The following is a 26258-nucleotide window of genomic DNA, read 5'->3' on the forward strand; positions in this document are numbered from 1 at the left end:
GTCGGCGACAATGCGCCGGATCTACGAGTCCGAGGCCCTCCATCGCGACGACGACCGGTTCACCCCGGCCGAGCGGCGGAGCGGCGAACTACAGGCGATGCGGTCGGTGAACGGGACCGCGCTGAGCCGTCGGCTGGTCCCGTACTGGCTTCGACACCGAGCGGTCTCGGTCGAGGTCTCGACGCCGCGGACCGAGTACGCCCTCGGCGATCCGGTGCCGTTCCGCGTCACGATGCGGAACTCGATGCCGTTCCCGATCGCGCTCCGGACGCGCTCGCCGCGCGTATGGACGTGGAGCGTCTACGGAGTGACGGACGCCTCGCGCGTTTCGCTGCGCGATCCGCCGGACGAACCGGGGGAGTTCCGGTTCGATCGCGGCGAGCGCAAACGCTTCACCAAACGCTGGGAACAGGCGTTTCGCGTCTCCGCGAGCGAGTGGGAGCGGGCCGGCCCCGGGGAGTTCACGATCGGTGCGGGCCTCAACGTCGACGACGCGAAAGGAAAAGGGCTGTACGACGAGGTGGCGGTACGGATCGTCCCGAAGGACTGTGGGCGGGCTGATCGGACTGCGGAGACGGCTTAGGACCGAACGCCAGACCCGTGTTCCGCCACGGCGAGGTCCTCGGGGTCGAACTCGAGGAGGGGCTGTTCGCAGTCGACACAGCCGATGGTGAGGACCTCGTAGCTCCGACAGCAGGACTCGTAGGTGTCCTCGCCGAGGAACACCTCGCCACCGCAGTTCGGGCAGGTCTCGTGGAACGACCGGAGCGATTCGAGGATGCCGAGGCGCTGTTCGAGGGGGACCTCGGACCAGCGGTCGGTCAGTTCACGGAGGGCGTCGTCGGTGAGGAGGTCGGCGACCAGCGCGGCCTCCGAGGGCCACTTCCTGACACGGCGATCGATCTCGACGGCGGGATACGCCCGATCGAGGGCGGCGATCGAACCGGGATCGGTATCGAACAGGGCGGCCATCGTCCCGGGATCGAACGGGTCCTCGAACGCGCCCCGCCGGCGATCGATCAGCCGGGCGAACCCGTCGGTCAGACAGAGGTCGTCCTCGCGCTGACACGGTTCGACCGCGTCCACGTCGAGGAGGAAGCGCTCGGGATCGACGGCGTTCTCGCGGTGGTCGTCGAGCGTTTCGACCGTCTCCCACTCCTCGGTTCGCCTCCCCTCGCCGGGGTGTGTATCGAACAGTGCGAGGGCCCGATCCGGCAGGTAGCGTTTCGTGAGGCGGGGCGTTCCTGGGACGAGGTAGCCACGCAGGTAGATCGCGGCCAGCGAGAGGGCGAACACGAGGGCGGCGAGGGCGGGCGCGACGGTGGCGAGGAGACCGCTCGCGACGAGGGCGATCACCACGTTGAGGACGGTACACGGGGTACAGCGGTTCTCGCCGGTGTACTCGGGTTTCCGTAGCCGGTCGAGAAGCGAGGAGGACGGAACGCTCATGGCGACTAGGCGGGGTGCAGCGGTAAAACCGTACTGCCGATCGCGCGTCGGCGTCCCGGTGGGTCGGTATCGCCAAGCGGTGCCGGACGACGGGGGACTGACGTCGCGGCCTTCGGCGGGCGCCGAGCCGGCAAGCCCGAGGGGCGGCGCGCCGTTTATCGGGGTCGGTCGTCAAGGGCGGGTATGGCACGCGCACTGTTCGTCGTCAGCGAGGAGGGCTACTGGGGAGAGGAGTGTATCGAGCCGCTCACGACGCTTTCCGATGCCGGGGTCGAGGTCACCGTCGCGACGCCCAGCGGGTCGCCGCCGGTGATCGACGAGCGATCGCTGGATCCCGAGATGGTCGGCGAGGGAACCGCCGATCGGGTCCGCGAGGTCCACGAGACCGACGAGCGACTGAACGACCCAGAACCGCTCGCGGCGGTCGATGCGGACGGGTTCGACGCCGTCGTCTATCCGGGCGGGCACGGCACCGTCTGGGACGTCAATCAGGACCGCGACGCCCGCCGGATCCTCGCGGAGACGGTCGAATCGGGCGGGACGGCGCTCGTGGTCTGTCACGCGGTGGGCATCCTCGCGTTCACGCGCGGGAGTGACGGCTCGTTCCTCGTCGACGGGCGGCGGGTCACCGGCTTCCCCAACGAGTGGGAGGAGGACACCGTCGAGGCGAACGACGTCATGCCCGACGGCCGGAAGCTCCCCTACTGGGTCGAGGACGAAGTGGTCGCCGCTGGCGGGGACTGGGACGCCGAACTCGACTCCGAGACGAGCGTGACCGTCGACGGCGGCCTGCTCACCGCACGCGGGCCCGAGTCGTCGGCCGAGGCCGCTCGGACGCTCCTCGAGGAACTGGGAATCGAGCGACCGGCGTAGGCCGCCACTCCGGGAATCCTGTCAGAACCGCAGTACAGGACCGAGCAAGCGCCTAGTTCATCATCGTTCGTGACCTACTCTTCGCTATGGCAATCGACATGAGAGCGGTGGTGTACGGCTTCATCGTGAGCCTGCTCATCGGACTGATCGGCGGAGCGGTGATTCCGGGGACGGATATGGCGGTCCCGGTCCTCGGGTGGGGACTGGCGGGGATCGTCGCGGGGGCGGTCGCGGGCTACGTCGCCGGAGGAACGGCGGGTAACGGGGCGATCCACGGGGGGCTGGCGACCGTCATCGGGGCGCTCGTCCTGCTGGTCGCGGTGACGTTCGTCGAAACGCTCTTCGGGGGGCTCGTCCCCGCGTTCGGCCTGCTCACCGTCGGGGTGACGCTGCTCGTGATCTACGCGATTCCGGGCGCGATCGGCGGGGCGGTCGGCTCGTGGGGGAAAAAGCGCCGGACCACGCGTCGGGCCCGTCCGGCGGCCTGACCCCCTTCCGGATCGAACGACGACCGCGGGCGGTGAGGGCGGTGCTTTTCGACGACCGCGAGATGCAAGCCGTCGGCTTATCCTCGACCGTCGTACAGTCCTCGTATGGACAAGGATAAGCGGGGAATGATCATCTACGCCCTCATCGGCGTCGTGGTGCTGTTGTTCCTCGGATACGTGGTGCTCCGGGCCGTGATGGGGGCGTAGGACGTTCGGGCAGTTCCCCTTCGGTTCGGCCGACTATCCCCGACCCGCGACCCGGAGAAAAAGCGGGAGGTAGAGTTGAACTACGTCCGAGAACCTGCGCTTCGCGCAGAACCTCGGTTTCGTTCAAACTACTACATGCGATTCTCGACGCTCACGAGAATTGTTCGCCGAGAAGTAGCGGGAGGTAGATTTGAACCACGGTCGTTCCGTTCGCTATCGCTCACTTCACTCCTTGATTCAAATCTACTCGTCGTATTTCGTTGCACTCAGGGACTCGCTCGGCTACGCCTCGCTCGCCGTTGAGTGCAACAGAAGTAGCGGGAGGTAGATTTGAACCTCGGTCACTCCACTTCGTTTCGCTCCCTGCTTCAAATCTACTACGTGCTAATTTTGGCGCTTCTGACGCTCGTCGCTTCGCTCCTCGCGTGTAGTCGCGCCAAAATATAGCGGGAGGTAGATTTGAACTACCGATCTGCGGGTTATGAGCCCGCCGGAATCTCCTGGCTATCCCATCCCGCTACCAGTTCATACCGGGGTGCCGTAGTTAAGGGTTGTGATTCAGAAATCGCCCACCGGCGGCGAGGTGATCGCGGGACAAACACCTTTGAACCCGGCCCACCCACGGGGGGTATGACGCGTCTCGCGCTGATCGCCCACGACGAGAAGAAACCCGACCTGATCCGGTTCGTCCACGAGCACGAGGGGCGGCTTTCGGAGTGTGACCTCATCGGGACCGGCACCACGGGAAAGCGGATCAACGAACAGACCGGCCTGACCGTCGAGCGGATGGCGTCGGGCCCCCTCGGCGGCGACATGATGATCGGCGCGGAGGTCGCAAAGGACGCGGTAGACGGCGTGATCTTCCTGCGCGATCCCCTCCGTGCCCAGCCACACGAACCCGACATCACCGCGTTGTTGCGGATCTGTGACGTCCACGACACGGCGCTGGCGACGAACCTCGCGAGCGCGGCGTGCTTGATCGAGGGGGTCTGATAGGGATTCTCGTTTCCGATCATCGTCTCTTCGCCGGTTAGCTGAACCACGATGGCCGGTTCGCCCAGCCGAATTCTATGGCTTCTAGCGAGAATCCCTATGAGGCGTTACGCGGAGGGCTTGCCCCGCTTCCGGACGATGTCGACGGCCTCGGCGTCGATGGTCTCGACGGTGAGGAAGTGGGGGACGTAGTTGCGCCTCTCGAAGTCCTCGCGTTCGTCCTCGGTGCCGATGACGCACCACAGCTGCGGGCGGTCGGGGCCGTGCCACTCGCCGTTTCGCGAGATCGAAAAGAGGACCATCTCCTGGTCGTCGTAGTCGATGATCCCGTCCTTTCGGACGCCGGGATCCCCGTGGATGATCAGGCGCTTCATGCGCCCGGGTTCGACGGATGGACGATTAAGCGCTTCGAATGATCGACAGCCCTTTCTTCGCCACCGTGGTAGCCGAGGGAAATGAATCGCTTTCTGCGTGCGATCAGCGCCGGTGTCGCCGCGACGACCGTGATGATGCTCGTCTTTCTGTTCAGTCAGGTGCAGACGCGATCACAGCTCGGCGCGCCCGAGGCGATCGCCCGCTTCGTCGGGATGCCCGAACACCACGTCGTGGGATTCGCGGTCTTCTCGGCGGTCGGAATCCTCGTCTGGCCGGTCGTCTTCGTGGCCGTCAGGGACCGGGTCGCGGACCGGCGGGGACCCCGGGATCCGACCGTTCAGGGGCTCGTCTTCGGCGGGGTCCTCTGGGTCCTCTTTCTCGTCCTCGGGACGGGGCAGGTGTCGTGGCCGTTCGTCATCCTCTATCTCTTTTTCACCCTCACGGGCCACCTCGCCTACGGGTTCGTGCTGGGGTACGTCTACGAGCGACTGGCGTAGATCGATCGCCACGGCACTGATACCGGGATACGCTACGTTCTACGTTTCGGCCTCGGCGCGCTGTGTTTCGTCGGCGTTCTCGTCGGTCGCCTGGACCTCTCGAAGGCGGCTCTCGAACCACTCCCACTCCTTGGTGAACTGGCCGTACTCCTTCAATCCCCAGACGTCGGCGTCCATCACGATCCGTCCCGACCGGTAGGACTGGACCATGTTGTACAGCCAGATGACCTGTCCGATGGCGATCAGCGCGGCCCCGACGGAGGCGGTCACCTGTAGCGGCACGAACTCGACGGGGTAGGTCGCCGACCGCCGCGGGAGGCCGAGCATCCCGAGGATCAGCATCCCGAACGAGAGCAGGTTCACCCCGATGAAGGAGAACCAGAAGTGCGCCGCCGCGAGTGGCCTGCTGTACATCCGTCGGCTCATCAGCGGGAACCAGTAGTAGACGCCCGCGAAGACGGCGAATGTGATGATCCCGGCGACGATGAAGTGGAAGTGACCCACCACGTAGTAGGTGCCGTGATACAACAGGTCGACGGGTATCGACCCGAGGAACACGCCGGTGACGCCGCCGACGATGAACGTCGAGATGCCGCCGAGACAGAACAGCATCGGCGCTTCCAGCCGGATGTCCCCGGTCCACAGCGTGGTGGTCCAGTTGAACACCTTCACCGCGCTCGGCACCGCGATGGCGATCGTCACCGCCATGAACGCCCCGCGGATCCGGGGATCGATCCCGGTCGTGAACATGTGGTGGGCCCACACCCCGAACGAGAGCACGCCGATCGCCATCGTCGAGTAGACGACGAACTTGTAGCCGAACAGTTTGCGGCCCGCGAACTTCGGCAGGATCAGGCTGACCAGGCCGAACGGCGGCAGCACGAGGATGTAGACCTCGGGGTGGCCGAAGAACCAGAAGAGGTGCTGATAGAGGAGGTGACCCCCGTGTTCGATGGCGAAAAACGAGGTCCCGACGTTGCGATCCAGGAGCAACATGAGTAGGGTCGCGCCCAGAAGCGGGAAGGCGAAGAGGACCAACCCGGCCTGGACGAGCAGCGTCCACGAGAAGATGTCGAGGCGCTCCCAGCCGACGTCGGGCGATCGCTCGACGAAGACCGTGGCGATGATGTTGATCGCCCCCAGCGTGGTTCCGATCCCCGAGAGGTGCAAGCCCAACAGCGCCATGTCGATCTGCGGGTTCGTCGTCTGCGTCGAGAGCGGCGGGTAGAACGTCCACGCCACGTCGACCGGTTCGAACCCCAGAAACAGCGTGGACATCACCGGCACGACCGGCGCGAGGATCGTCGCCATCGCGTCGCTGATGATGCCGAAACGGATCAACACCGCGGCGGGCGGCAGCACCCAGAAGGCGATGGCGTTGATCCGGGGATACGCCATGTCGTCGGCCCCGATCAGTAGCGGGAGAAAGTAGTTCGCCAACCCGAAGAGGATCGGCGTCGCGAAGAGGAACAGCATCGTGATCGCGTGGGTCGTGAACAGTTCGTTGTACGTCTGGACGCCGAACACCTCGGCGTTCGGCGTCAGCAGTTCGGTGCGGGCCATCATCGCGTCGGTCCCGCCCCAGAGGAACATGAACACCCCGAAGGTGAGATAGAGGATGCCGATGTCGCGGTGGTCGACGGTCGTGAGCCACCGGAACAGCCCCGTCGGCTTCGCGGTGTCGAACCCGTAGCCGGTGGCGACGCCCCCATCCGAACGTGGGTCGGATGTACCGCGCGATCCGTCGGAGTCGGAACGCGGTTCCGACGAGGAGCGAGGGTCGTCGATCCCCTCGCCCCCGTCCGTCCGGAAGGCTCCCCCGGTGTCCCTCGGTCGTCTGGATCGGTTCAGTCGGTAGACGATGCCCCCACAGAGCGCGAGAAGGACGACACCGAGCAGTGCCCCTCCGAGGATGTCAGTGTACATGGCTCAGTTTACCCGGCCTGCTTCGCGCGGTACCGCCCGCCCGATCGGTTGCGAGTCGTGTGGTTTCGGACGCGAGTTGCGGCACCGATTCACGTCTCGACCTCGGGGTGGTACCCACATCAACCTTTGCAGGTGCGGCGAGCAACCAAACGGGTTTTAAGCCGCCACCGCCAAGCCGTCGGCAAGGCTATGGAGATCCCACGACGATTCAACACCTACTGTCCGTACTGTAACGAACACCACGAACACGAACTCGAGAAGACGCGGACCGGCCGCCAGACCGGCATGAAGTGGATCGACCGCCAGCGCGAGCGCCAGAGCGGCATCGGCAACGACGGCAAGTTCTCGAAGGTCCCCAGCGGGGGGAAACCGACGAGCAAGACCGACTTCAAGTACCGCTGTGGCGAGTGTGGCAAGGCCCACCTGCGCGAGGGATGGCGCGCCGGCCGCGTCGACTTCCAGGAGTGAGCATGGCGGGGAACTTCTACGCCGTCGAGTGTCCGGACTGCGAGAACGAACAGATCGTCTTCGATAAGGCCTCCTCGGAGGTCGCGTGTGCGGTCTGCGGGCACACGCTCGCGCGCCCGACCGGCGGGAAGGCCGACATCGACGGCGAGATCGTCGAGACCGTCGAGCGTCGCTCCGCGGACGCCGGCGACACCGTCGAGGCACGATAATGAAGTACAGCGGCTGGCCCACCCCCGGCGAACTCGTCGTCGGCAAGGTCGAGGAGATCGAGGAGTTCGGCGTCTTCGTCGACCTCCAGGAGTACGAGGGTAAACAAGGATTGATCCACATCAGCGAGGTCGCCTCGGGCTGGATCAAGAACGTCCGCGACCACGTCCGCGAGGGTCAGACCGTCGTCTGTAAGGTCCTCGAGGTCGACAAGGGCTCCCAGCAGATCGACCTCTCGCTGAAGGACGTCAACGAACACCAGCGAAAGGAGACGATCCAGCGCTGGAAGAACGACCAGAAGGCCGACAAGTGGATGACGATCGCGTTCGGCGAGGACGTCGACGACGCGACCTACACCGCGGTCGCGAACGAACTCATCGAGGTCCACGGCGGGCTCTACGAGGGGTTCGAACAGGCCGCGATCCACGGCCCCGAGGCGCTCTCCGAGACCGACCTCGACGAGGAACGGGTCGATGCGATCGTCGAGACCGCCCGGGAGAACGTCTCCGTACCGTACGTGACGGTCACGGGCTACGTCGATCTCGTCTGCTCCTCGGAGGCGGGCGTCGACGCCGTCAAGGAGGCGCTACAGGCCGCCGAGGGCAACGGAGAGGTGAGCGAGGAGATCGACCTCGAAGTCACCTACGTCGGCTCGCCGGAGTACCGAATCCGGGTGCAGGCGCCGAACTACAAGACCGCCGAGTCCGAACTCGAACGGAGCGCCGAGCGCGCGAGCGCGGCCATCGCCGAGTTCGGCGGCAGCGGGAGCTTCCACCGCGAGCGACGGACCGACGACGAGTAGCGATGAAATCGGACATCCGGGTGTGTAGCGAGTGGCGCGACCGCCACGACCGCCCGGTGTACACCCTTTCTTCGAACTGTCCCGAGTGTGGCGCCGACGCCGTAAACAGCGCGCCCGCGCCGTTCGATCCCGAGGACCCCTATGGTGAGTACCGACGCGCTCTTAAGCGGCGGAGCCGCGAATGAGTGTATGAACGACGTAGAGGTCGAGGTACTCGCGGAGCCCGAACTCGCGGAGCCGGTCCTGGTCGAGGGGCTGCCGGGCGTGGGTCACGTCGGGACGCTCGTCGCAGAACACCTGATCGAGGAGGGCGAGGGCGAACTCGTCGGGCGGATCTACTCCGAACACCTCCCGCCGCAGGTCTCCGTCTCCGAGTCCGGCCTCGCCGAACTCGTCTGCGTCGAGTGTCACCACGTGGTCCTCGGGGATCGGGACCTGCTCGTCGTGACCGGCGACCAGCAGGCCGCGAGCGGCGTCGGCCACTACCGGATCGCCGAGGCCGTCCTCGACGTCGCGACCGATTTCGGGGTCGAAACCGTCCTCGCGCTGGGGGGCGTCCCGACCGGGGAACTCGTCGAGGACCACGCGGTCCTCGGGGCGGCGGCGAACGAGTCGCTGATCGAGACGCTCGAATCCTCGGGCGTCGAGTTCCGCGAGAACGAACCCGAGGGCGGGATCGTCGGGATCAGTGGCCTGCTCGTGGGGCTGGGCCGGCGCCGCGACCTCGACGCGGCCTGCCTGATGGGCGAGACCAGCGGCTACCTCGTCGACCCCAAGAGCGCACAGGCGCTGTTGGCCGTCCTCCAGGACCTCCTCGACTTCGAGGTCGACCTCACCGAACTCGAGGAGCGCGCCGACGAGATGGAGGAAGTCGTCGAACGGATGGAGGAGATCGAAAACCAGAACGTCCCCACCGAGGACGACCTGCGCTACATCGGGTGACCGGTCGGGGCCTATCACCGGGTATCACGAATCTTCTTTGCCTCTCCATCCCTACCGGTGAGCGTGCAGTCCGACCTCGTGTGGTTCCTCCCGCGGTGGCTGGTCGTCGGGGTCCTCGTCGGCCTCGCGGTCGGCCTCGTGATCGCCGGGGTGTTCGCCGTCGGCTCCCGTCTGTTCCCCGACGAGCGGCGCGAACCGATCGCGAGCGGGGAGAACAGGAAGCGCACGGAGATACGGCGCTACCTCCGGGCCATCGACGAGGGATTCGTCGAGAACCACGAAATCGCGGGCGAGGTCGTCGAGTTCTACCTCCCCGAGCGCGACGTGGCGATCACGTTCGACGCGCGGGCCTTCTTCCGTATCGAGGCGACCGACACCCACGGGGTGCTCGTCGAACACGAGATGCCGGGGATCCACCTCGGCCGGCGACTCCCCTTCGAGACGCCGGCGTTGGCCGCCGGGAGGGGGACCGACGAGGCCGCGATGGCCGCCTTCGCCACCCTCGGCCTGCCGACCGACGCGAGCGAGGCCGAGGTCAGGGCCGCCTACCGGGAGAAGATAAAACGCGTCCACCCCGACCAGGGCGGGAGCCGCGAGTCGTTCGAGCGGGTCCGGGAGGCCTACGCCACCGCCCGCGCGCACGCGGCCGAGACCGACGCCGACACCGCCCCGGCGACCGCCGCGTAGTCCCCACCGCCGGGAGTCGATAGGCTCATGGGCGGGGCGACGAACCCACGGACGTGTTCGAGGAGTGCGTCCTCCGGGATCGGGCCGTCTACCTCCCCGGCGAGCGGGCACTCGTGCTCGCGGACGTCCACCTCGGCAGGGACCGGGCCTCGAACGTCGAGTTCCCGCTCGGCGAGCGCGAGGACCTGCTCTCGCGTCTCGACGCGCTCCTCTCGGGGTTCGAGCCCCGCGAAGTCGTCGTCGCGGGCGACCTGCTCCACAGTTTCGATCGCCTCCCCCACGGGGTCGAACGGAGCCTCCGGGCGTTCGAACGGCGGATCGAGGACGCGGGCGCGCGACTCGTCGTGACCCGCGGGAACCACGACACGATGCTCGACTCGGTGCTAGAAGGAACGGTCGCGGATCACCGCGTGGGCGAGACGACCGTCTGTCACGGCCACGAGCGGCCCGACCCCGCCGCGGGGTACGTCCTCGGCCACGTCCACCCGGCGATCACCATCGAGGGACGAAAGCGCCCCTGTTACCTCCGGGGACCGGCCACCGGCGGCACCGAGGCGCTCGTGTTGCCGGCCTTTACGCGACTGGCCGGCGGCGTCGACGTCTCCAGAGCGAGGGCGCTTCGCTCGCCGCTGCTCGGCGCTCCCGGGACGTATCGGCCGATCGTCCGCGACGAGGACGGCGACGAGACCCTCGAGTTCCCGCCGCTGGGGAGGTTCCGGGCGCACCTCTGAACGCGAAATCCCTCGCTCGGTCCCGAGAAACGCGACACGGTTCTCGTGTGCCATCGAAATCGCTCTGCGATTTTGTGACGGCCCTCGCAGGCCTGGCTCAGGACACCGGCCTCCCCCCCGCCCCGCGAACGCGACCGGCCAGTCGCGTTCACGCCGCTTCCGGGACGCGAAGCGTCCCGTTCGCCAGCGGGATCGCTTTGCGATCTCGCGCTGGCCACCGCGCCGTGGATCGATCCCCTGCTATTCGAGATCGGCGAGGACGGCCCCCGCGGCGACCCGTCCGCTCTCCATCGCGCCCTGGATCGAGGACCACCGGGTGTACTCGCCCGCGAGGTAGACCGCTCCCTCGGGGTCGCGGACGTCGGGCAGGTCGGTGTAGAAGCCCGGCGGCTGGGCGAACTGCGCGAAGGGGATCCGGTCGGTGTGCAGGAGCGACAGCGAGTCGACCGACCGCTCGGGGTACCACGAGTCGAGCGCATCCCGGGTGCGTTCGGCGAGGTCGGCGTCCGACCCGTCGGGATTCCCGAGGAACGTCGCGCTCAGGAGCGTCTCGCCCGCGGGCGCGTACTCCGGGGCGACCGCGGCCTGGGGGACGACGTGGTTCGGCGCGTCCCCGTCGAGGTTGAGCACGAGGCGCTTCCCGCAGTCGAGGTCGCCCGAGAGCGTGTACCACTGGGTGACACAGCCGCGCGCCTCGGTCGGGATCGACCCGACGCCCGTCAACTCGCGGGCGCGCTTCGGGTCGGTCGCGACGACCACCGCGTCCGCCCCGAGCGACTCGCCGCCCAGCGAGACGGTCGTATCCCCGACGGCCTCGACCTCGCGTCCGGTCTCGACGGTCGCGCCCGCCTCGCGCGCCGACCGCGCCAGTTGTTCGGGGATCGCGCCCATCCCCGCCGCCGGAACGGCGATCCGGCCGCGCGAGAGCATCGCGAAGGTGTAGGCGAAGGTGGCGGCCGAACTCGACAGCGTGCGATCCAGCGTGATCCCGCCGTAGAAGGGCGCGGCGAAGCGCTCGACGAACTCTTCCGAGAACCCGCGTTCGAGCAGCGCCGCGCGGACGGTCTGGTCGCCCCCCGAGAACAGGTCCTCGGGATCGACCGAGGAGAGCCGCCGGCGCAGCGCGAGTGTCCGGAGTTTGTCGCCCAGCGTGACCTCCGCGTTGAACGCCGACTCGACGAGCGAACCGGGGTCCCGAATCGGGTCCGAGAGCACCGAGCGCTGGCCGGAACGGGCGAGGCAGGCCCCGGGCGTGAAATAGCGGAGGTCGAGCGCGTCGTAGTCGAGTTCGCGCCTCGCGGCGGGGTACGCCGTGAAGAGCACCTGAAATCCCCGGTCGAACGTGTAGCCGTTCTCCCGGACGGACCGGACCCGGCCGCCGACCTCGGTGTCGTGCTCGAACAGCGTTACCTCCGCCCCTTCGCGTGCGAGCCGGCGGGCACAGACCAGTCCCGCGAGCCCGCCGCCGACGACCACGACGTCCATGTCCCCGGGTTCGGCGGCCGCTTACTAAGTCCCTGTCACCCGCCCCGAACCGGGGTCGACGAGGGGACGCACGACGCGAGCCCCCACGGGCGGGGGGACAAACCTTAATCCCCGGCCCACGAGCGCCCCGTATGGAGACGACCGCGGCGTTCGTCGGGCTTTCGTGTATCGACTGCGGCGAGCGCTTCGACGCCGACACCCAGCGCTGTCCGGAGTGTGGCGGGATCCTCGATCCGGCCTACGACTACGAGGCGATCGATCTCACCCGCGAGGAGCTCGACCGACGGCCCTTCGAGACGATGTGGCGATACGAGGAACTGCTTCCCTTCCCCCGCGAGTCGGCGATCACGATGGACGAGGGCGCGACGCCGCTGGTCGAGTGCGAGAAACTCGCCGACGAACTGGGCGTCGGGCGCGTCCTGGTGAAGGACGAGGGGCGCAACCCCACCGGGAGTTTCAAGGACCGCGGCCAGACGGTGGCGATGACCGCCGCCGCTCAATCGGAAGCGAGCGACGTCGCGCTCGCCTCGGCGGGCAACGCCGGACAGGCCGCCGCCGCCTACGCGGGCCGGGCCGACATCGACTCGCACGTCTTCCTCCCCTCGCGGGCGGGCTTCACCAACAAGGCGATGGTGAACGTCCATGGAGGTGATATGACCGTCGTCGGCGGGCGGATCACCGACGCGGGCGCGGCCTACGCCGACGCGATGGCCGAGGAGGAGTGGTACTCGGTCGGAACGTTCGTTACACCCTACCGCCACGAGGGCAAGAAGACGATGACCTACGAGGTCGTCGAGCAGTTGGGGTGGGAGGCGCCCGACGCGGTCGTCTACCCCACGGGCGGTGGCGTCGGCCTCGTCGGGATGCACAAGGCCGCAAAGGAGCTCCGCGAGTTGGGGTTGATCGAGGAACTGCCGGCGATGTACGCCGCCCAGTCGACGGGCTGTGCGCCGATCGTCGAGGCGTTCGAGGAGGACAGGGACCGACACGACCCCGTCGAGCACCCGGACACGATCTGTGGCGGGATCGAGATCCCCGACCCCGGCGCGAGCCCGTGGATCCTCGAGTGTCTGCGCGAATCGGGCGGCGGGGCGGTCGCGACGAGCGACGAGGAGATCCTCGAGAGCGCCATCGCGGTCGCGAAGGGCGGGGGGTTGGAGATGGGCGCGACCTGTGCGGCCGCGGCCAGCGGCGCGTGGGAACTCGCCGAGCGCGGCGAGTTCGACTCGGATTCGACGGTCGTCCTGCTCAACACCGCGAGCGCGAACAAGGACAGCGACGTGCTCCGAAGCCACCTGATGGGCAAGGGGATCTGAGTGCTCGGAGCGGCGGTCGCCGGCCTCCTCCTCGGCCTGTCGCTCGCGGCCCCGCCGGGCCCGATGAACGCCGTCATCGCCGAGGAGAGCGTCGCCCGCGGGTTCCGTTCCGGCGTGAGCGCCGGACTGGGGGCGATGAGCGCCGACGCCTGCTTTCTCGGTCTCGCGTGGGTCGGCGCGGCGACGGTCCTCCGGGACGCCCCGCGCCTGCAGGGTGCGATCCTCGGGATCGGCGGGCTGTTGTTGCTCGCGTTCGCGTTCGACGCCGTCCGCGACGTCCGGGGCTTCACCGACGGGAGCGATTCGACCGACGGACGCGGGTTCACGAAGGCGTTCGTCCTCGCGCTGACCAACCCCTTCCAGTTGCTCTGGTGGCTCACCGTCGGCGTCGCCCTGCTCGATCCGGGCCGCGTGACGGTCGAGTTCGGGCCCCTCGCGACGACGATCGCGACCGGAACGCCGGTGATCGTCCTCGGCTTCTTCGCCGGGATCGGCCTGTGGATCACGGCGTTTCCGCTCGCCCTGATCGGGATCGGCCGGCGGATCGACGGGTTCGCGCCGCTGGTCGCGGCCGCGAGCGCCCTCGTCCTCGCGGGCTTCGGGCTGACGTTCCTCTACCGGGCGGCCGGGCTACTCTGACTCCGCGATCTCGGGATCGGGTTCCATCTCGGGGACCTCCAGTTCGAGCCACTCGCGGAACCAGCGCACGCGTTTGAGCCGTTCGTGGGCGATGCTCCGGCCGGTGTCGCTCTCGATGCGCTTGCAGGCCTCCTTTCCACGCTCGTAGACCCGGTCGACCATCGTCGCCGCGTCCATGTGGGTGCGCGCCTCGTAGCCCATCCGCAGCAGCATCAACACCGTTCCGTTCGCGCCGACCTTATCGAGCAGGTCGGCCTCGATCAGACACTGGCCCTCGAGCGAGAGTTCGTCGACCTCGCCCGAGTGAGTGTGGGCCGTGATCGCCCGGCAGACCCGGTCGACGAAGGAGGTCGGAAACGACCCACGGGAGGCGAGGTACTCGCGGGCGACGCGCGCGCCCTCCTCGGCGTGGACCTCCTGGTCGGCGTCGAGTTTGGCGACGTCGTGAAAGAGCGCGGCCACCCGCACGACGTCGACGTCGGCACCCTCCTTTCTGGCGATCTCCTCGGCGATCTGGAGGACGTTCAGGGTGTGGTTGAACCGGTACTCGGCGGAGTGCCACGGGTACCAGCGCATGCGGCCGCCCTCGTCCTCGTTTTTGACGCTCGCGTCGAGATACTCGTAGACGAAACGCTTCATCGACTCGAACTCGGTTCCGGAGACGGGCGTCTCCTTTATTTCAACGCCCATAGAACCGCCTCCAACGGGTCCGGCTATCGTTCATTGTTACCTACAAAAAGGCGTGTTTTACTCTTTAGCGTTACGACGGAGACGGGAGCGCTCGGGAGGCCACGCGAACGACGACGGGAGCGTTTATTCCGACCGGGCGAGTAACGACGACGTGACCGAACGGCGATACCTCGACGACTCGACGGTACGGGAGTTCGAAGCGCGCGTCGAGCGCGTCATCGACGACGGCGACACGGCGCGGGTCGTCCTCGACGCCACCCACTTCTACCCCGAGGGCGGCGGCCAACCCGCCGACCGCGGAACGCTTTCCGGGACCGCGAGGTGGCCCGTCCTCGACGTCCAGAAGACCGACGAGGTCTACCACACCGTCGAGGGCGACGGCCCGGCGGTCGGCGAGCGCGTGATCGGGGAGGTCGACTGGGACCGCCGACAGTCCCACATGCGCTATCACACCGCCCAGCACCTGCTCTCGGCGCTCCTCCTCGAGGAGTACGACGCGCCCACGACCGGCAACCAGCTCTACGCCGATCACGCCCGCCTCGACTGTGCGTACGAGCGGTTCACCGACGAGGACCTCGCGGACATCGAGACCCGGATGAACGAACTGGTCGAGGAGGCCCGCACCGTGCGGTGGTACACGCTCGACCGCGGGCAAGCGGAGGCGGAACTCGACCCCGAACGCACCCGCCTCGACCTCCTGCCCGACAGCATCACTGAGGTGCGGATCGTCGAGATCGGCGACCCACGAACGGTCTTCGACCGGGTGGCGTGCGCGGGCACGCACGTCTCGAACACCGGGGAGATCGGCCACGTCGAGGTCACGGGCCGCGAGACGCGGGGCCCGGACGAGGAGCGAGTCGGGTTCGTGCTCGGAGACGAATAGGTTATCTCGCTGGCCCGCCGACCTTGCGCTCGTGCGCGTAGAGAACTGCTTCATCGCCGCCGACGGCGTGGGCGAGCGAACCGAGCGAAAACTCTGGGAGGCGGGACTCACCGACTGGGACGCGTTCTCCGCGGCGCGGTCGGTTCCCGTCGGGGACGCCCGAAGCGCCGCCATCGAGTCGTTCATCCGGGACGCGAGGGCCGAACTCGACCGACGGAACGCCGCCTTCTTCGCCGAGCGCCTTCCCTCGGCGAGCCACTGGCGCTTCTACGAGAACTTCCGGCCCGAGGCGTGTTTCTTCGACATCGAGACGACCGGCCTCAGCAAGGATCGCGACCGGGTAACGACCGTGAGTTTCCATCGGGGAGGCGAGACGGAGACGCTGATCGCCGGCGACGGCCTCTCCCGCGAGGCGCTGGCTCGCGAACTGGGGGCGGCCGACCTGCTCGTCTCCTTCAACGGCGCGCGCTTCGACGTGCCCTTCCTCGAGAGTGCCTTCGACCTCTCGATCGAGACGCCCCACCTGGATCTCATGTACCCCTGTCGGAAGGCGGAGCTGACGGGCGGGCTGAAGGCGATCGAGCGCGAACTGGGGATCGACCGCGAGGAAAGCGGCGTCGACGGCCGGGAGGCGGTCAGGCTGTGGCACGCCTACGAACGCGGCGACGAGGCGGCCCTCGACAAACTGGTCAGGTACAACCGCGACGACGCCCGCAACCTCGCGACCCTGGCCGACCGGGTGTCGTCGCGCCTCGACGGCGAGGTCTTCGGGGCGTTTCGCTAGAGTTCCGTCAGCCGTACCCGCGTCCCGTTTTCGGATCCCGACAGCGCCGTCGTATCGTCGATCCGGGCGATCAGGTTCACCGGCGAGGCCGCCCGCGGTTCGGCACACCGGCTGACGGGCGTCGGCCCCCAGAACAGGCAGATGGCGTTGCCCTGCGGCCAGTAGGCGACCGCACCGGGAGGCACCTCCGTGCGTTCGTTCTCCGTTCCCACGTCGACCTCGGTTCGGAAGTACAGTTCGTCGCCCCATCGCTGCCCGTCGCCGGCGAGCGGGAGCGCCGCCTCGATCGCCGCTCGCGTCTCCGGGCAGTGATCGGTCCAGTCGGCCGTACACTCGTGTTCGCCGACCTGAATGAGAATATCTGGCATACTATACGTGTACGTTCGAATGATATAAACGATGCCCCCACGATCACGCCGGTTTTGTCGCTCGGGCGGGATGGAGCGGTATGGAGTTTCCCGACACGCGAACGGTCGAGGCGACGCTCGACCCCGTCGAGTTCCCCCGGTTCGCCGCCGTCGAGTACGATCCACCGACGCCCGAGGTCGCCGACCCCGTAGCCGCCGCCCGCGAGGCGCTCGACGCGCTCCCCCTCGGCCCCCCGAAGACGGGGAAACGGATCGCGGTCGGCGTCGGCAGTCGCGGGATCCACGACCTCGTTCCCGTCACGCGAGCGGTCGTCTCCGAACTCGAAGAGCGGGGATTCGATCCCGTGATCGTCCCGGCGATGGGGAGCCACGGCGGGGCGACCGCCGAGGGGCAGCGCGAGACGCTCGCGGCGCTCGGCGTCACCGAGCAGGGGGTCGAATGCCGGATCGACGCGCGGATGGACGTGATGGAGGTCGGCGAGACCGAGCGCGAACCGGTCTACCTCTCGCGGGCCGCCCACGAGGCCGACGCCGTCCTCGTCGTCAATCGGGTCAAGCCCCACACCAACTTCACCGGCGAGATAGAGAGCGGCCTCTGTAAGATGCTCGCGGTCGGCCTCGGGAAGCATCGCGGCGCGCAGGCGGTCCACCGCGACGCGCTCTCGCGGGGCTACGTCCCCGCGATCACCGAGGCGCTCGACGAGATCCGCGAGGAGGTCCGCGTCCTCGGGGGGATCGCCCTCGTCGAGAACTCCGAGGACCGAACGGAACATATCGAGGGGGTCCCCGCTGAGGCACTCCCTAACCGCGAGGGGGAACTGCTCGAACGCGCCCGCGAGTACATGCCGACGCTCCCCTTCTCCGACCTCGACGTGCTGGTGGTCGACCGGATCGGCAAGGACGTCTCGGGGACGGGCATGGACACCAACGTCATCGGACGTTACGAGGTGCTTAACGCCGACGATCCGTCCGAACCCGACATCGACCGGATCGTCGTCCGCGGACTGACGGAGGCGACCCACGGAAACGGCCAGGGAATCGGACTGGCCGACCTCACCACCACCTCGGTGATCGAATCGCTCGACCTCGGGCAGGTGTACACGAACGCGCTCACGAGCGGGTCGCTCTCGAAGGCCCGCCTCCCGGTCGCGCTGCCGACGGACGAACTCGCGCTCACGGCGGCGCTGTCGTCGATCGGCTCGTACGACCCCGAGACCGTCAGGGTGGCGTGGATCCGCGACACCGGCCACCTCTCGTCGTTCAGGGTCTCGAAAGCGCTCGTCGAGGACCAGGTCGAGCACCTCTCGGTGACGGGCGACGAACGCCTCCGGTTCGAGGAGGGGACGCCACGATTCGATCCGGTCGAAGGGTGAGACAACCTATCATATAGGACACTAGTAACGATATGGTTGACATGACTCCGACTTCACATGAACGGGAGTCGGAAGCCCCTGACCAAGCGGGCGTTTCTCGCGGCCGTCGGCGCGTCGTGTCTCGCCGGCTGTCTCGGGAGTGCGGAGCCGAGCGGGAACGAGACGGACGAAAACACGACGGACGGGAATACGACGATACCCGATCCGGAGCCTGACGTCGAACCCGAACCGGAGCCCGAAGAGCCGACGCTGTTTCTCGACGGCGACCCCCGCGAGGAGTTCTGGGATCGCGGCGAGAGCTGGCAGGACTGCGAATCGGTCGATGGCTGGGAACTGCTCGCGGGATCGCTCGAAGCGTCGACGAAACACGTCTACCGTGGCTCGCGGTCGGCCCACCTGACGGGCGCGGGCGACGGTCGGAGCGCCGTCCGGATCCCACTCGACGGGTTCGACCTCACCGAGACGTCGTTCTCGCTCGCGATGTACATCGACACGCCCGGACGGCACTACTCGCCGTCGTTCGACGTCAACGCCCCGGAGTGCGGCCGGACGCTTCACTTCCGGACCCGACACAAGATCGACGAACCGGGCTGGATCCGCTACGACCTCGGCATCAGTCACACCTCACGCCTCGAATCGACCGAGGAGGCATACATGACGGTCTCGTGGGCCGGGAGCGACGTCGACTGGTACCTCGACGACGTCCGGGCGGTGCCCGTCACGGGAGAGCCCCGCCTGTTCGTCCAGTTCGACGACTCGCTGCGGACGACCTACGACACCGCGTTCCCGATCATGCGCCAGTACGACGTCCCCGCGACCGTCTACACGATCACGGGACGGATCGGCAACGGCGGGAGCCTCACACTCGATCAGATGGAGGAGATGCAGGAAGCCGGCTGGGAGTTCGCGAGCCACACGCACACCCATCGGCGAACCGGCGAACTCCCGCTGGACGAACAGCGAGCGGAGCTCGAGACGTCGAAACGGTGGCTGCTCGATCACGGGTTCGGGGAGGCGGCCTCGATGCTCGCCTACCCGTTCGGTTCGTTCACCACCGACACCATGGACATCGCCGCCGACTACTACGACTTCGCGACCCACGGCCAGCGCGGCGCGATGAACCGCACGATCAGCTCGCCGCTGTCGGTCAACCGCCATCCCGGCGACGATCCCGAGCGGTCGATGGCCCTGATCGACATCCTCCTCGACGAGCGACTGCCGACGGACACGCTCGTCCTCTACTACCACGACGTGATCGAGAACCACGAGACGTACATCGACCCGGAGGGCTTCGCGGAGACGATGGCCTACATCGACGCCCGCGACGTGCCCTGTCTCCTGACCAGCGAACTCCGCGACCAGCAGTTCGACTGACACTGCCGTTCCGATACAGTTATCCGCCGATCAGTGTTTCATTCAGTATGAATCGTAGAAAATTTATTATTGCATCGGGTTCGATGGTCGCGGTCGCGGGCTGTACCGGCGACGAAGGCGACGGAAACGGTGCTCCAGCGAACGGCGACGAGGACGAACCGACCGAGAGCGCGCCCGGGTCGAGCGAGGAAGGAAACGGAACGGACGAGTCGAACGGCGACGACGGCGGAACGGCGGGCGATGGAGACGCGGGGAACGAATCGGAGGACGAAGAACGGCAGGACGAGGAGACGGAGGAACGAGAGGAAGACGAAGAGCGGGGACCGCACGAGTTCAGCGGCGACGGCGACGAGGAGACGGAGCCGTTCGAGTTGGCGGCCGGATTCACCGCCGTCGAGTTCGAGCACTCGGGTAGCGGGCGGTTCGCGGTCGACCTCGAGTCGGAGGAAGGGAGCGGTGAACTGCTCGTCAACACGAGCGGAGCGATAGACGGATCGACCGCACGCGGGATCGGTTCCGGTACGTACTCCCTCTCGGTCGAGGCCGACGGCGGGTGGTCGCTGGTCGTCTCCCAGCCGAGTGCGGACGCTCCGGAGGCGCTTCCCGTCTCGGTGGACGGCGACACGCCCGCCTACTTCGGTCCCCTCGCGTTCGACGGCGAGGTGTCGGTCACGGGACGCCACGGCGGCGAGGGTAACTTCCTCGTCGAGGCGCTCGCCGAGAACGGGGACCTGATCGATCAGATCGTAAACGAGGTCGGCGAGGTCGAGACCAGCAGTTCGTTCGGATACGACGGCGCCGGTTGGATCGTCGTCGGGGCCGACGGCGAGTGGTCGCTGTCGATCGAATGAGGACGTAGGGTACCGTATCGACGGTTACAGCGATCGGTTCGGGACGGAGAGGCGGATCACGCCGTCGTCGGTCGAGTCGACGAGGTCGCCCGTGAGGGGGATGTGATCCGACTTCGGGCGAGCGAGGCCGAACACCGACCGGATCTCGTCGGCGATCGTCGGGTTCGGGTCGAGCATCGCGGTCCCGTTCTCGACGAGGCTCACGATGCCGATCTCGAGCCCGGTGGCGTCGAGAACGGGCGTTCCAATCTCCGAATCGGTAATCTCGATCGACATTCGGCGATGAATTCGGATACCATCGATGATAATCTTGCGGAACACGCTCGAGATCCCAAGCGTCGATGGGGCACGAATCCTTCACGTGGCTACGAGGCCATGGTTAGTGCTAGCTTATCACAGTCGGGCGCGTACGTTCGTCGGGGATACCATGACCACACCGGAGGAGAACACGGAGATCGTCCGGCGCTATTACGAAGAGGCGTTCAACGAGGAACGGACCGACCTTCTCGACGAGTTGATCGCAGAGGACGTCGTCAATCACGATCCGCTGTCGGACGAGACGCTCACGGCCGAGGAGGCGCGAGGGTTCGAGGGGTTCCGCCGCCACGTCGAGGTCGCTCACGAGGCGTTTCCAGACGCGACCGTAACGATCGAGGACACGATCGCCGAAGGGGACGAGGTCGCGGTTCGGTTCACGTTCGAAGGAACGCACGAGGGGCGATTCGGCGGGATCGAACCCACCGGCAACCGGATCTCGGGATCCAATATGGTCTTCATGCGGCTCGAAGACGGGAGGATAGTCGAACGGTGGGAGGAGTCCGACGATCTGGAGTTCCTTCGGCAGATCGGGGTTCGGGAGGTCCTCGCCGAGTGATCGCCGATAGCCGCGACGATCCCTTTCCCGCCTTCCCCTGGATGCTATCGGGATGTGATAGATGTTCCACGCGAGGACATTACCGACCGAACCGATCGGCGATCCGATGGGAGACGTCGGTGAGGTAGACCGACCCCCAGGCCGCGACGACGACGGCGCCGACGAAGTCGAACACGAGATCGACGATCGTGTCGTCGATGCCGTGCTGGCTGAGCACCGCCTCGATCCCGAACCGCTGGGCGCTCAGGTCGAGGGCGAACTCGCCGAGTTCCCAGACGACGCCGAACGCCAGTACGAACAGCAGGATGAACACGAACAGTAGCTTCGGCGGGAGGTAGATCTCGTCGGTGTGGAGGTCGATCGCCCGGACGACCGCGTATCCGGCGGCGGCGACGATCGTCGCCGAGAGCGTGTGCGTCAGGGTGTCCCACGGGCCGACGAGGTCGTAGAGCCCGGCCGACCCGAGCGAGTGAAGGAACACCGCGGTCGTGAGCCAGAGGGCCAGTTCCGGTTCGAGGGGGAGTCGGGAGTCGTGTTCCAACACGGCCGGGAGGAACGTGATCCCCAGCGCGAGACCGGCGTTGACGATCATCGTGGGATCGTGGGTGACGAGTCCGTAGAGTAGTATCCCCCCGAGCGCGATCTGCATGGCCCGCGAGAGGGTCCGGACGTACGACTCGGGGACGTCCAGCCGATCGCGGACCAGCGACGGGGCCGGGGTCCGTTCCTCCGGTGGAGGTGCGGGGATCGGGGTCTCGGATCGGGCGGTCGCTCGTCCCGCCCCGTTCGACCCCGGCTGGAGCCGGAAGTAGCGGTCGAAGACGACGCCGGCGAGGAGGCCGGCGACCAGCGCGTAGGCGAAGTCGACCATCATCCCGTGGTTGGCCGCGTCCTGAGAGCGTCCCCCGACGATGTAGCTCGTCCCGAGCGCGGCGTCGGAGGCCCACTGCGCGACGTTCCATGTCGCAGCGACCGCGAGTGTCGCGATCACGACCAGCCCGACGGCGAACACGTGGTTCATCCGCGCGGGCGTAAAGCGGTGGATCTCGACGGCGACGACGAGCGCGACCGCCGCGACGGCGACGTAGACGGCGATGGCGGTCAGGAACGACCGGCCGAACACCGTCGCGTCGACGACGGGGACCGCAATCACCAGCAACAGCTCCGAGGGGGGCATCACCCGCGGGTCCCGGAACGCGACCGCCGGGGCGACGACGACCGCGAGCGCGACGCAGGTAAAGGCGAACCAGCGATACGACCCGTCGAGCGCGTGGCCCGCCGCCAGCACGCAGAGGACCACCGTGATCGACCACGCGAGCGTCGCATTCCGGGACGTCCCGTCGAACAGGCCGCCGAGCCGGTCGTCGTCCATCACGTGGGACTACGGCCGTAGCCACAAAACCAGTGTCCATCCCGACCCAGCGTGCCCGCGGGATCGAACCGGAACGTACTCCGGTCGATTTCCGCAGGGATCGGTCGACGAATACCAAGGAGGGCTTCGCCACCGAACGGGACGTTCGCGTGTCTGGCGCGTTACGGGCGCGGGACAGCACCGAGACGCCGGGCGACTGGCCGACTCGGCGAGAACACCACGGAGTCGATGAAGCCACGAGGCCACCGAAACCGGAGGCGGTGGCCGGTTCACACGTTGTGCTGGGGGACGCCGATGGCCGAGTGGAGAACGTAGCCCAGCGTCGTCCCGTAGATCCAGTGGGAGACGAGCGAGATGACGACGAAGAGCGCCTCCGTCAGGACGCTCCCGCCGGGCCAGAACGCGAAGAGGAAGCCGATCCAGAAGATGGTCGCGTAGGTCGCCCCCCGGAGGTAGCGGGGCTCCTCGGGGGGCAGGAACGCCCCCGCGACGAGAAAGAGCAGCGGCAGGACGGTGGTTCCGCCGAGGAGAAACAGCACGATGCCGGTCGTCAACGACGGTTCGAGGCCGATGTACAGCCCGAAGCTCGAGAACTCCACGATGGACTCCGTCTGGAACAGGTCGAGCGCCAACGGGACGCCCGCGAGGAGCGGGAGCATCAACACCATCCCCACCAGCCCGCCAGCCATCGCCACGGCGACGACGCGAAGCGTAATCAGGATCCCCATCTCGTCCAAGGCCGGTTCCTCGGCCGTGATCGGACTGGCCGAGTTCGATTCTTTGCTCATCGTCCTTCCTACAGGGGTTGGAACCCGAACGTGTTAAAAGTTAACATCCAACGTGTCGAGGGACTGGCCGACGGCCTATATCGGTGGGTCGCTGAAGCCCGAAGTCGTGGACTATAGGAGAATTTCGAGTAGTCCCGGGCGGATTCGAACCGCCGTCAATGGCTCCAAAGGCCATTATGATTGGCCACTACACCACGGGACTGCGCGCGTCTTCGACGTGCTTGTCCCGTGTACCTCGAAAATCCTTCGGATTTTCTCACCACCACGGGACTTCGCTCACTTCGTTCAGTCCCGTGAGCCTCGCCTCACTACGTTCGGCGAGACACCGCGGGACTTCGTCTGGGAATTCCGTGTCACGCACCATCGCGGGACGCCACGGGACTCCTCGCCGTACCTACCCCCGGCGATCACTTGAACGCTTCGAGAGTCAGTCCGCCGCCCCCTCGATACAGAACTCGAGGTACTCACAGGCGTCGCTCTCGGGATCGAAACACTCCGGACAGTCCGCCCGGCGGTCGATGATCGTGTCCAGTCGCTCGGCGACCGTCTCGTCGATGACGCTCTCGAGTTCGCGGGCCTCCGCCCGGAACTCCTCGACCTCGAGGACGTTCACGAGGAATCGTTCGATGATGCAGTACGTTTGGAGGGCCTCGCGCGCCCGGACGATCCCCTCGTCGGTCAGCGACGCACCCTTGTACTTCTCGTGGTCGACCAGCCCCCGCTTCTCGAGTTTTCCGATCATCTCGTTGACGCTCGCGGGGCTGACCTCGAGGCGCTCTGCGAGCGCGCCGGTCGCCGCCGGGCCGTTCTTCGCACGCTGTACGACGTAGATCGCCTTGAGATACTGATCGGCTGTGTTCATGCGAGTCCCTCCGGGACGAACGGCGCGGAACTCCGTTCACGGTTTCGAGCGGCCCGTATCCGCTCGAAACCGTGGGCGACGAACCGCTCTGCTGTGGGCGAGTTCATTCACGTTCCTCCATGATCTCGGTGACCTCCCGGACGCCCTCTTCTTCCTCGGCGCGGATCCCCCGAAGCGTCTCGAGGAGTCGTTCGCGTTCGATCCCGAACTCCGCGTCGCTGCCCTCGATCGCCCCGATGAGGTCGTCGTAGAACTTGTAGGCGGTCTCCTCGCTGTGGAGTTGGTCGTAGAGGATTCCGTCGAAGTCCTCGGGTTTGGTCTGGCCGTACTGGCCGTCGACGAGCGCCTCGATCTCCTCGAAGGCGATGCTCTCGGCGTCGAGGTCGTCGATCAGCGATTCGAGGCGTTTGCGGTGATCGGCCGACTCCTCGGCGGCGTGTTCGAGCAGGTGTTCGATACCGTCGTCGAGTTCGGCCTGCTCCTCGGCCGAGAGCGACTGGTGGTGGTGGTACGCGCGGGCCTCGACGACCTCCTCGAGGACGACGCCGATCTGGAGCAGCCGCGCGAGCTGTCGGTCGGAGCCGACGCGGGTCGCGAGGCTCATGAATACCCCCCGGGCGATTCGAGAACGCGGCCGGCGTGCATATCTCCTATCGGAGCCGCTCTTTGATACGTCCTTCGAGGTCCTCGCGGAGCTCGTCGACCGCGATCTCGTCGAGGACCGGCACGAAAAAGCCCTCGACGAGCATGTTCTTCGCGGACTGGGGGTCGACGCCGCGCGAGGTCATGTAGAACAGGTCCTCCTTATCGACCTGTCCGACGGTGGCGGAGTGGCTCGCCTCGGTGTCGTGGTTGTTGATGATGAGCTTCGGGGAGGCGTCGGCCTCGCTCTCGTCGCTCAGCATGAGGGTGTTCTCGCGCTGGTAGGAGTTGGTGTCCCACGCCTCGCTGCCGACGTCCTGGACGCCCTCGTAGACCGATCGGGCCCGGTCGTCGAGCACGCCGCGGGTCACGAGGTCGGCGGTGGTGTGCTGGCTGCGGTGCCAGACCCGCGAGTTGATGTCGAAGTGCTGATCGTCGTGGCCGAAAAAGGCCCCGACGATCTTCGTCTCCGAGCCCTCGCCCGCGAGCGTGGTCTCGACGCCCGACTTCGTCAGCCGCGAGCCGAGGTTGCCCTCGATCCAGTCGATCGTCGCGTACTGGTCGGTGATACCGTGCTTGAGCGTGTAGTTGTACGTCTCCTCGTCCAGATCCTGCAGGCTGCCGTACTGGACGTGGCTGTTCTCGCCCGCCGCGATCTCGACGATGCCGCTGTAGTAGCGGCCCTCCTCGCTGTCGACCGACTCGCCAGAAGACTGCCGTTCGAGGATCGTCACCGAACTCGACTGCTCGGTCACGACGAGCGTGTAGTTGAAGAGCGACCGGGAGTTCATCGTCGTCCGGATCGTCACGTCCTCGGCGTCGACGTTCCGCGGGACGTAGACGACCGTCCCCGTGGTAAAGAGCGCCGTCGACAGCGCCGTCAGGTAGTTCTCCCGGGGGTCGATGGCGGAGCCGAAGTGCTCGCGGACGAGCCCCTCGTGTTCGCGTGCGGCCTCCGCGAACGAAAGCACTTCGACGTCCTCGGGGCCGACCTGGTCCTTCTCCTCCGCGGCGTCGAGTGGGTCGACCAGCGCGTCGAAGTCCAGGTCCTTGAGGTTCGTCCACCGTCGACCCGGCGTCTGGATGACGCTCGGGAGATCGAGCGAATCGAGCGCCTCCAGGGCCTCCAATCGCGTCTCGAGGAGCCACTCGGGCTCGTCGAGGCGCTCGGAGATCTTCTCTACCGTCTCCTCCGAGATGTTCGCGTGCTGGATGCCGGCGCTCATCCGAGGCTCCCCTCCATTTCGAGTTCGATCAGCCGGTTGAGCTCGACCGCGTACTCGATCGGCAGCTCCTCCGTGATCGGTTCGAT

General features: G+C 67.1%; 31 protein-coding genes, 2 tRNA genes and 1 pseudogene. 20 read left to right on the forward strand and 14 right to left on the reverse strand.

Annotated elements, in window-relative coordinates; genetic code table 11:
* Window positions 1–10 precede the first annotated feature (10 nt).
* Window positions 11–583, forward strand: a complete 573-nt coding sequence (locus QRT08_RS17460) for a DUF7974 family protein (protein WP_286047263.1) — start codon at window positions 11–13, stop codon at window positions 581–583.
* Here QRT08_RS17460 and QRT08_RS17465 read toward each other — a convergent pair.
* Window positions 580–1449 carry a DUF8054 domain-containing protein gene (locus QRT08_RS17465; protein WP_286047264.1) on the reverse strand — a complete coding sequence of 290 codons (870 nt, stop codon included), beginning with the start codon at window positions 1447–1449 and terminating at the stop codon, window positions 580–582. The genes QRT08_RS17460 and QRT08_RS17465 overlap by 4 nt on opposite strands.
* A gap of 183 nt (window positions 1450–1632) precedes the next feature.
* Between QRT08_RS17465 and QRT08_RS17470 the strand changes: the two genes are divergently transcribed.
* Both QRT08_RS17470 and QRT08_RS17475 read left to right on the forward strand, forming a co-directional pair.
* Window positions 1633–2322 carry a type 1 glutamine amidotransferase domain-containing protein gene (locus QRT08_RS17470; RefSeq protein WP_286047265.1) on the forward strand — a complete coding sequence of 230 codons (690 nt, stop codon included), beginning with the start codon at window positions 1633–1635 and terminating at the stop codon, window positions 2320–2322.
* An 86-nt stretch (window positions 2323–2408) separates the two neighbouring features.
* Window positions 2409–2810 carry a DUF5518 domain-containing protein gene (locus QRT08_RS17475; protein ID WP_286047266.1) on the forward strand — a complete coding sequence of 134 codons (402 nt, stop codon included), beginning with the start codon at window positions 2409–2411 and terminating at the stop codon, window positions 2808–2810.
* A 651-nt stretch (window positions 2811–3461) separates the two neighbouring features.
* On the opposite strand, the gene QRT08_RS17480 is transcribed toward QRT08_RS17475, so the two are convergent.
* Window positions 3462–3536: transfer RNA gene (locus tag QRT08_RS17480), tRNA-Met, on the reverse strand.
* A gap of 111 nt (window positions 3537–3647) precedes the next feature.
* On the opposite strand from QRT08_RS17480, the gene QRT08_RS17485 reads away from it, so the two are divergent.
* Window positions 3648–4010, forward strand: a complete 363-nt coding sequence (locus QRT08_RS17485; protein ID WP_286047267.1) for a methylglyoxal synthase — start codon at window positions 3648–3650, stop codon at window positions 4008–4010.
* Window positions 4011–4117: 107 nt separating this feature from the next.
* Here QRT08_RS17485 and QRT08_RS17490 read toward each other — a convergent pair whose 3' ends face one another.
* The gene (locus tag QRT08_RS17490; RefSeq protein ID WP_286047268.1) at window positions 4118–4384 is read right to left on the reverse strand and encodes an HAH_0734 family protein; all 267 of its coding nucleotides are present in this window, start codon (window positions 4382–4384) and stop codon (window positions 4118–4120) included.
* A gap of 81 nt (window positions 4385–4465) precedes the next feature.
* On the opposite strand from QRT08_RS17490, the gene QRT08_RS17495 reads away from it, so the two are divergent.
* Window positions 4466–4882, forward strand: a complete 417-nt coding sequence (locus QRT08_RS17495; RefSeq protein ID WP_286047269.1) for a DUF6789 family protein — start codon at window positions 4466–4468, stop codon at window positions 4880–4882.
* A gap of 39 nt (window positions 4883–4921) precedes the next feature.
* Here QRT08_RS17495 and QRT08_RS17500 read toward each other — a convergent pair whose 3' ends face one another.
* Window positions 4922–6808 (reverse strand): cbb3-type cytochrome c oxidase subunit I, encoded by a 1887-nt coding sequence (locus QRT08_RS17500; protein WP_286047270.1) that lies wholly within the window; start codon window positions 6806–6808, stop codon window positions 4922–4924.
* A 189-nt stretch (window positions 6809–6997) separates the two neighbouring features.
* Here QRT08_RS17500 and QRT08_RS17505 point away from each other — a divergent pair, with 189 nt between their 5' ends.
* From QRT08_RS17505 to QRT08_RS17535, 7 genes are all read left to right on the forward strand, one after another.
* On the forward strand, window positions 6998–7276 hold the full coding sequence (locus QRT08_RS17505) for a 50S ribosomal protein L44e (protein WP_008416575.1): 279 nt from the start codon (window positions 6998–7000) through the stop codon (window positions 7274–7276).
* A gap of 2 nt (window positions 7277–7278) precedes the next feature.
* Complete coding sequence (locus QRT08_RS17510) at window positions 7279–7485, forward strand: 30S ribosomal protein S27e (RefSeq protein ID WP_286047271.1); 207 nt, start codon at window positions 7279–7281, stop codon at window positions 7483–7485.
* On the forward strand, window positions 7485–8285 hold the full coding sequence (locus QRT08_RS17515) for a translation initiation factor IF-2 subunit alpha (RefSeq protein ID WP_286047272.1): 801 nt from the start codon (window positions 7485–7487) through the stop codon (window positions 8283–8285). Before QRT08_RS17510 ends, QRT08_RS17515 begins: the two co-directional genes overlap by 1 nt.
* Window positions 8286–8287: 2 nt before the next feature.
* Window positions 8288–8470 carry an RNA-protein complex protein Nop10 gene (locus QRT08_RS17520; RefSeq protein WP_286047273.1) on the forward strand — a complete coding sequence of 61 codons (183 nt, stop codon included), beginning with the start codon at window positions 8288–8290 and terminating at the stop codon, window positions 8468–8470.
* A 4-nt stretch (window positions 8471–8474) separates the two neighbouring features.
* Complete coding sequence (locus QRT08_RS17525) at window positions 8475–9227, forward strand: proteasome assembly chaperone family protein (protein WP_286047274.1); 753 nt, start codon at window positions 8475–8477, stop codon at window positions 9225–9227.
* 63 nt (window positions 9228–9290) lie between these two features.
* The gene (locus tag QRT08_RS17530; protein WP_286047275.1) at window positions 9291–9914 is read left to right on the forward strand and encodes a J domain-containing protein; all 624 of its coding nucleotides are present in this window, start codon (window positions 9291–9293) and stop codon (window positions 9912–9914) included.
* 53 nt (window positions 9915–9967) lie between these two features.
* Entirely contained in the window at window positions 9968–10645 is a 678-nt protein-coding gene (locus tag QRT08_RS17535; RefSeq protein WP_286047276.1) for a metallophosphoesterase, read from the forward strand.
* A 240-nt stretch (window positions 10646–10885) separates the two neighbouring features.
* On the opposite strand, the gene QRT08_RS17540 is transcribed toward QRT08_RS17535, so the two are convergent.
* Window positions 10886–12130: an NAD(P)/FAD-dependent oxidoreductase gene (locus QRT08_RS17540; protein WP_286047277.1), complete on the reverse strand. Its 1245-nt coding sequence runs from the start codon at window positions 12128–12130 to the stop codon at window positions 10886–10888.
* 131 nt (window positions 12131–12261) lie between these two features.
* Between QRT08_RS17540 and QRT08_RS17545 the strand changes: the two genes are divergently transcribed.
* Complete coding sequence (locus QRT08_RS17545; protein WP_286047278.1) at window positions 12262–13446, forward strand: threonine synthase; 1185 nt, start codon at window positions 12262–12264, stop codon at window positions 13444–13446.
* Entirely contained in the window at window positions 13447–14085 is a 639-nt protein-coding gene (locus tag QRT08_RS17550) for a LysE family transporter (RefSeq protein ID WP_286047279.1), read from the forward strand.
* Here the strand turns inward: QRT08_RS17550 and QRT08_RS17555 are convergent.
* A complete protein-coding gene (locus QRT08_RS17555; protein WP_286047280.1) occupies window positions 14077–14775 on the reverse strand; it encodes an HD domain-containing protein in 699 nt (232 codons plus the stop codon). The two genes, QRT08_RS17550 and QRT08_RS17555, sit on opposite strands and share 9 nt — an antisense overlap.
* Before the next feature lie 115 nt (window positions 14776–14890).
* Between QRT08_RS17555 and QRT08_RS18950 the strand changes: the two are divergent.
* Both QRT08_RS18950 and QRT08_RS17565 read left to right on the forward strand, forming a co-directional pair.
* Window positions 14891–15658, forward strand: a pseudogene (locus tag QRT08_RS18950) (alanyl-tRNA editing protein); the annotation flags it as partial.
* Window positions 15659–15689: 31 nt separating this feature from the next.
* Complete coding sequence (locus QRT08_RS17565) at window positions 15690–16442, forward strand: ribonuclease H-like domain-containing protein (protein WP_286047282.1); 753 nt, start codon at window positions 15690–15692, stop codon at window positions 16440–16442.
* Here QRT08_RS17565 and QRT08_RS17570 read toward each other — a convergent pair.
* Window positions 16439–16810, reverse strand: a complete 372-nt coding sequence (locus QRT08_RS17570; RefSeq protein WP_286047283.1) for a cyclophilin-like family protein — start codon at window positions 16808–16810, stop codon at window positions 16439–16441. The two genes, QRT08_RS17565 and QRT08_RS17570, sit on opposite strands and share 4 nt — an antisense overlap.
* Before the next feature lie 80 nt (window positions 16811–16890).
* Between QRT08_RS17570 and QRT08_RS17575 the strand changes: the two genes are divergently transcribed.
* Genes QRT08_RS17575 through QRT08_RS17585 form a run of 3 tightly spaced genes read left to right on the forward strand, consistent with a single transcriptional unit; the run spans window position 16891 to window position 20408 of the window.
* On the forward strand, window positions 16891–18183 hold the full coding sequence (locus tag QRT08_RS17575) for a nickel pincer cofactor-dependent isomerase, group 22 (RefSeq protein WP_286047284.1): 1293 nt from the start codon (window positions 16891–16893) through the stop codon (window positions 18181–18183).
* Window positions 18184–18240: 57 nt separating this feature from the next.
* Window positions 18241–19557 (forward strand): polysaccharide deacetylase family protein, encoded by a 1317-nt coding sequence (locus tag QRT08_RS17580; protein ID WP_286047285.1) that lies wholly within the window; start codon window positions 18241–18243, stop codon window positions 19555–19557.
* A gap of 47 nt (window positions 19558–19604) precedes the next feature.
* On the forward strand, window positions 19605–20408 hold the full coding sequence (locus tag QRT08_RS17585; protein WP_286047286.1) for a hypothetical protein: 804 nt from the start codon (window positions 19605–19607) through the stop codon (window positions 20406–20408).
* A gap of 24 nt (window positions 20409–20432) precedes the next feature.
* Here the strand turns inward: QRT08_RS17585 and QRT08_RS17590 are convergent, their stop codons facing one another.
* A complete protein-coding gene (locus tag QRT08_RS17590; protein ID WP_286047287.1) occupies window positions 20433–20684 on the reverse strand; it encodes a PRC-barrel domain containing protein in 252 nt (83 codons plus the stop codon).
* A gap of 151 nt (window positions 20685–20835) precedes the next feature.
* Between QRT08_RS17590 and QRT08_RS17595 the strand changes: the two genes are divergently transcribed.
* Entirely contained in the window at window positions 20836–21282 is a 447-nt protein-coding gene (locus QRT08_RS17595) for an ester cyclase (RefSeq protein ID WP_286047288.1), read from the forward strand.
* A gap of 79 nt (window positions 21283–21361) precedes the next feature.
* On the opposite strand, the gene QRT08_RS17600 is transcribed toward QRT08_RS17595, so the two are convergent.
* From QRT08_RS17600 to sufD, 6 genes are all read right to left on the reverse strand, one after another.
* Window positions 21362–22654, reverse strand: coding sequence for a DUF2238 domain-containing protein (locus QRT08_RS17600; RefSeq protein WP_286047289.1), 1293 nt, complete (start codon window positions 22652–22654; stop codon window positions 21362–21364).
* Between the two features lie 269 nt (window positions 22655–22923).
* Window positions 22924–23442, reverse strand: coding sequence for a DUF6789 family protein (locus QRT08_RS17605; RefSeq protein WP_286047290.1), 519 nt, complete (start codon window positions 23440–23442; stop codon window positions 22924–22926).
* 129 nt (window positions 23443–23571) lie between these two features.
* Window positions 23572–23644, reverse strand: a tRNA-Gln gene (locus tag QRT08_RS17610).
* A 225-nt stretch (window positions 23645–23869) separates the two neighbouring features.
* The gene (locus QRT08_RS17615; protein WP_286047291.1) at window positions 23870–24304 is read right to left on the reverse strand and encodes a metal-dependent transcriptional regulator; all 435 of its coding nucleotides are present in this window, start codon (window positions 24302–24304) and stop codon (window positions 23870–23872) included.
* A 103-nt stretch (window positions 24305–24407) separates the two neighbouring features.
* Window positions 24408–24908, reverse strand: coding sequence for a ferritin-like domain-containing protein (locus QRT08_RS17620; RefSeq protein ID WP_286047292.1), 501 nt, complete (start codon window positions 24906–24908; stop codon window positions 24408–24410).
* Window positions 24909–24954: 46 nt separating this feature from the next.
* A complete protein-coding gene (gene sufD, locus QRT08_RS17625; protein ID WP_286047293.1) occupies window positions 24955–26172 on the reverse strand; it encodes a Fe-S cluster assembly protein SufD in 1218 nt (405 codons plus the stop codon).
* Window positions 26173–26258: the final 86 nt, after the last annotated feature.

The organism is Halalkalicoccus sp. NIPERK01 (assembly GCF_030287405.1).
GTDB lineage: Archaea > Halobacteriota > Halobacteria > Halobacteriales > Halalkalicoccaceae > Halalkalicoccus.

Bases quoted from the DNA above. Each gene is read 5' to 3' on its own strand.
- QRT08_RS17460 (WP_286047263.1), top strand. From the start codon at position 11: ATGCGCCGGATCTACGAGTCCGAGGCCCTCCATCGCGACGACGACCGG.
- QRT08_RS17465 (WP_286047264.1), bottom strand. From the start codon at position 1,449: ATGAGCGTTCCGTCCTCCTCGCTTCTCGACCGGCTACGGAAACCCGAG.
- QRT08_RS17470 (WP_286047265.1), top strand. From the start codon at position 1,633: ATGGCACGCGCACTGTTCGTCGTCAGCGAGGAGGGCTACTGGGGAGAG.
- QRT08_RS17475 (WP_286047266.1), top strand. From the start codon at position 2,409: ATGGCAATCGACATGAGAGCGGTGGTGTACGGCTTCATCGTGAGCCTG.
- QRT08_RS17485 (WP_286047267.1), top strand. From the start codon at position 3,648: ATGACGCGTCTCGCGCTGATCGCCCACGACGAGAAGAAACCCGACCTG.
- QRT08_RS17490 (WP_286047268.1), bottom strand. From the start codon at position 4,384: ATGAAGCGCCTGATCATCCACGGGGATCCCGGCGTCCGAAAGGACGGG.
- QRT08_RS17495 (WP_286047269.1), top strand. From the start codon at position 4,466: ATGAATCGCTTTCTGCGTGCGATCAGCGCCGGTGTCGCCGCGACGACC.
- QRT08_RS17500 (WP_286047270.1), bottom strand. From the start codon at position 6,808: ATGTACACTGACATCCTCGGAGGGGCACTGCTCGGTGTCGTCCTTCTC.
- QRT08_RS17505 (WP_008416575.1), top strand. From the start codon at position 6,998: ATGGAGATCCCACGACGATTCAACACCTACTGTCCGTACTGTAACGAA.
- QRT08_RS17510 (WP_286047271.1), top strand. From the start codon at position 7,279: ATGGCGGGGAACTTCTACGCCGTCGAGTGTCCGGACTGCGAGAACGAA.
- QRT08_RS17515 (WP_286047272.1), top strand. From the start codon at position 7,485: ATGAAGTACAGCGGCTGGCCCACCCCCGGCGAACTCGTCGTCGGCAAG.
- QRT08_RS17520 (WP_286047273.1), top strand. From the start codon at position 8,288: ATGAAATCGGACATCCGGGTGTGTAGCGAGTGGCGCGACCGCCACGAC.
- QRT08_RS17525 (WP_286047274.1), top strand. From the start codon at position 8,475: ATGAACGACGTAGAGGTCGAGGTACTCGCGGAGCCCGAACTCGCGGAG.
- QRT08_RS17540 (WP_286047277.1), bottom strand. From the start codon at position 12,130: ATGGACGTCGTGGTCGTCGGCGGCGGGCTCGCGGGACTGGTCTGTGCC.
- QRT08_RS17545 (WP_286047278.1), top strand. From the start codon at position 12,262: ATGGAGACGACCGCGGCGTTCGTCGGGCTTTCGTGTATCGACTGCGGC.
- QRT08_RS17555 (WP_286047280.1), bottom strand. From the start codon at position 14,775: ATGGGCGTTGAAATAAAGGAGACGCCCGTCTCCGGAACCGAGTTCGAG.
- QRT08_RS17570 (WP_286047283.1), bottom strand. From the start codon at position 16,810: ATGCCAGATATTCTCATTCAGGTCGGCGAACACGAGTGTACGGCCGAC.
- QRT08_RS17575 (WP_286047284.1), top strand. From the start codon at position 16,891: ATGGAGTTTCCCGACACGCGAACGGTCGAGGCGACGCTCGACCCCGTC.
- QRT08_RS17580 (WP_286047285.1), top strand. From the start codon at position 18,241: ATGAACGGGAGTCGGAAGCCCCTGACCAAGCGGGCGTTTCTCGCGGCC.
- QRT08_RS17585 (WP_286047286.1), top strand. From the start codon at position 19,605: ATGAATCGTAGAAAATTTATTATTGCATCGGGTTCGATGGTCGCGGTC.
- QRT08_RS17590 (WP_286047287.1), bottom strand. From the start codon at position 20,684: ATGTCGATCGAGATTACCGATTCGGAGATTGGAACGCCCGTTCTCGAC.
- QRT08_RS17595 (WP_286047288.1), top strand. From the start codon at position 20,836: ATGACCACACCGGAGGAGAACACGGAGATCGTCCGGCGCTATTACGAA.
- QRT08_RS17600 (WP_286047289.1), bottom strand. From the start codon at position 22,654: ATGGACGACGACCGGCTCGGCGGCCTGTTCGACGGGACGTCCCGGAAT.
- QRT08_RS17605 (WP_286047290.1), bottom strand. From the start codon at position 23,442: ATGAGCAAAGAATCGAACTCGGCCAGTCCGATCACGGCCGAGGAACCG.
- QRT08_RS17615 (WP_286047291.1), bottom strand. From the start codon at position 24,304: ATGAACACAGCCGATCAGTATCTCAAGGCGATCTACGTCGTACAGCGT.
- QRT08_RS17620 (WP_286047292.1), bottom strand. From the start codon at position 24,908: ATGAGCCTCGCGACCCGCGTCGGCTCCGACCGACAGCTCGCGCGGCTG.
- sufD (WP_286047293.1), bottom strand. From the start codon at position 26,172: ATGAGCGCCGGCATCCAGCACGCGAACATCTCGGAGGAGACGGTAGAG.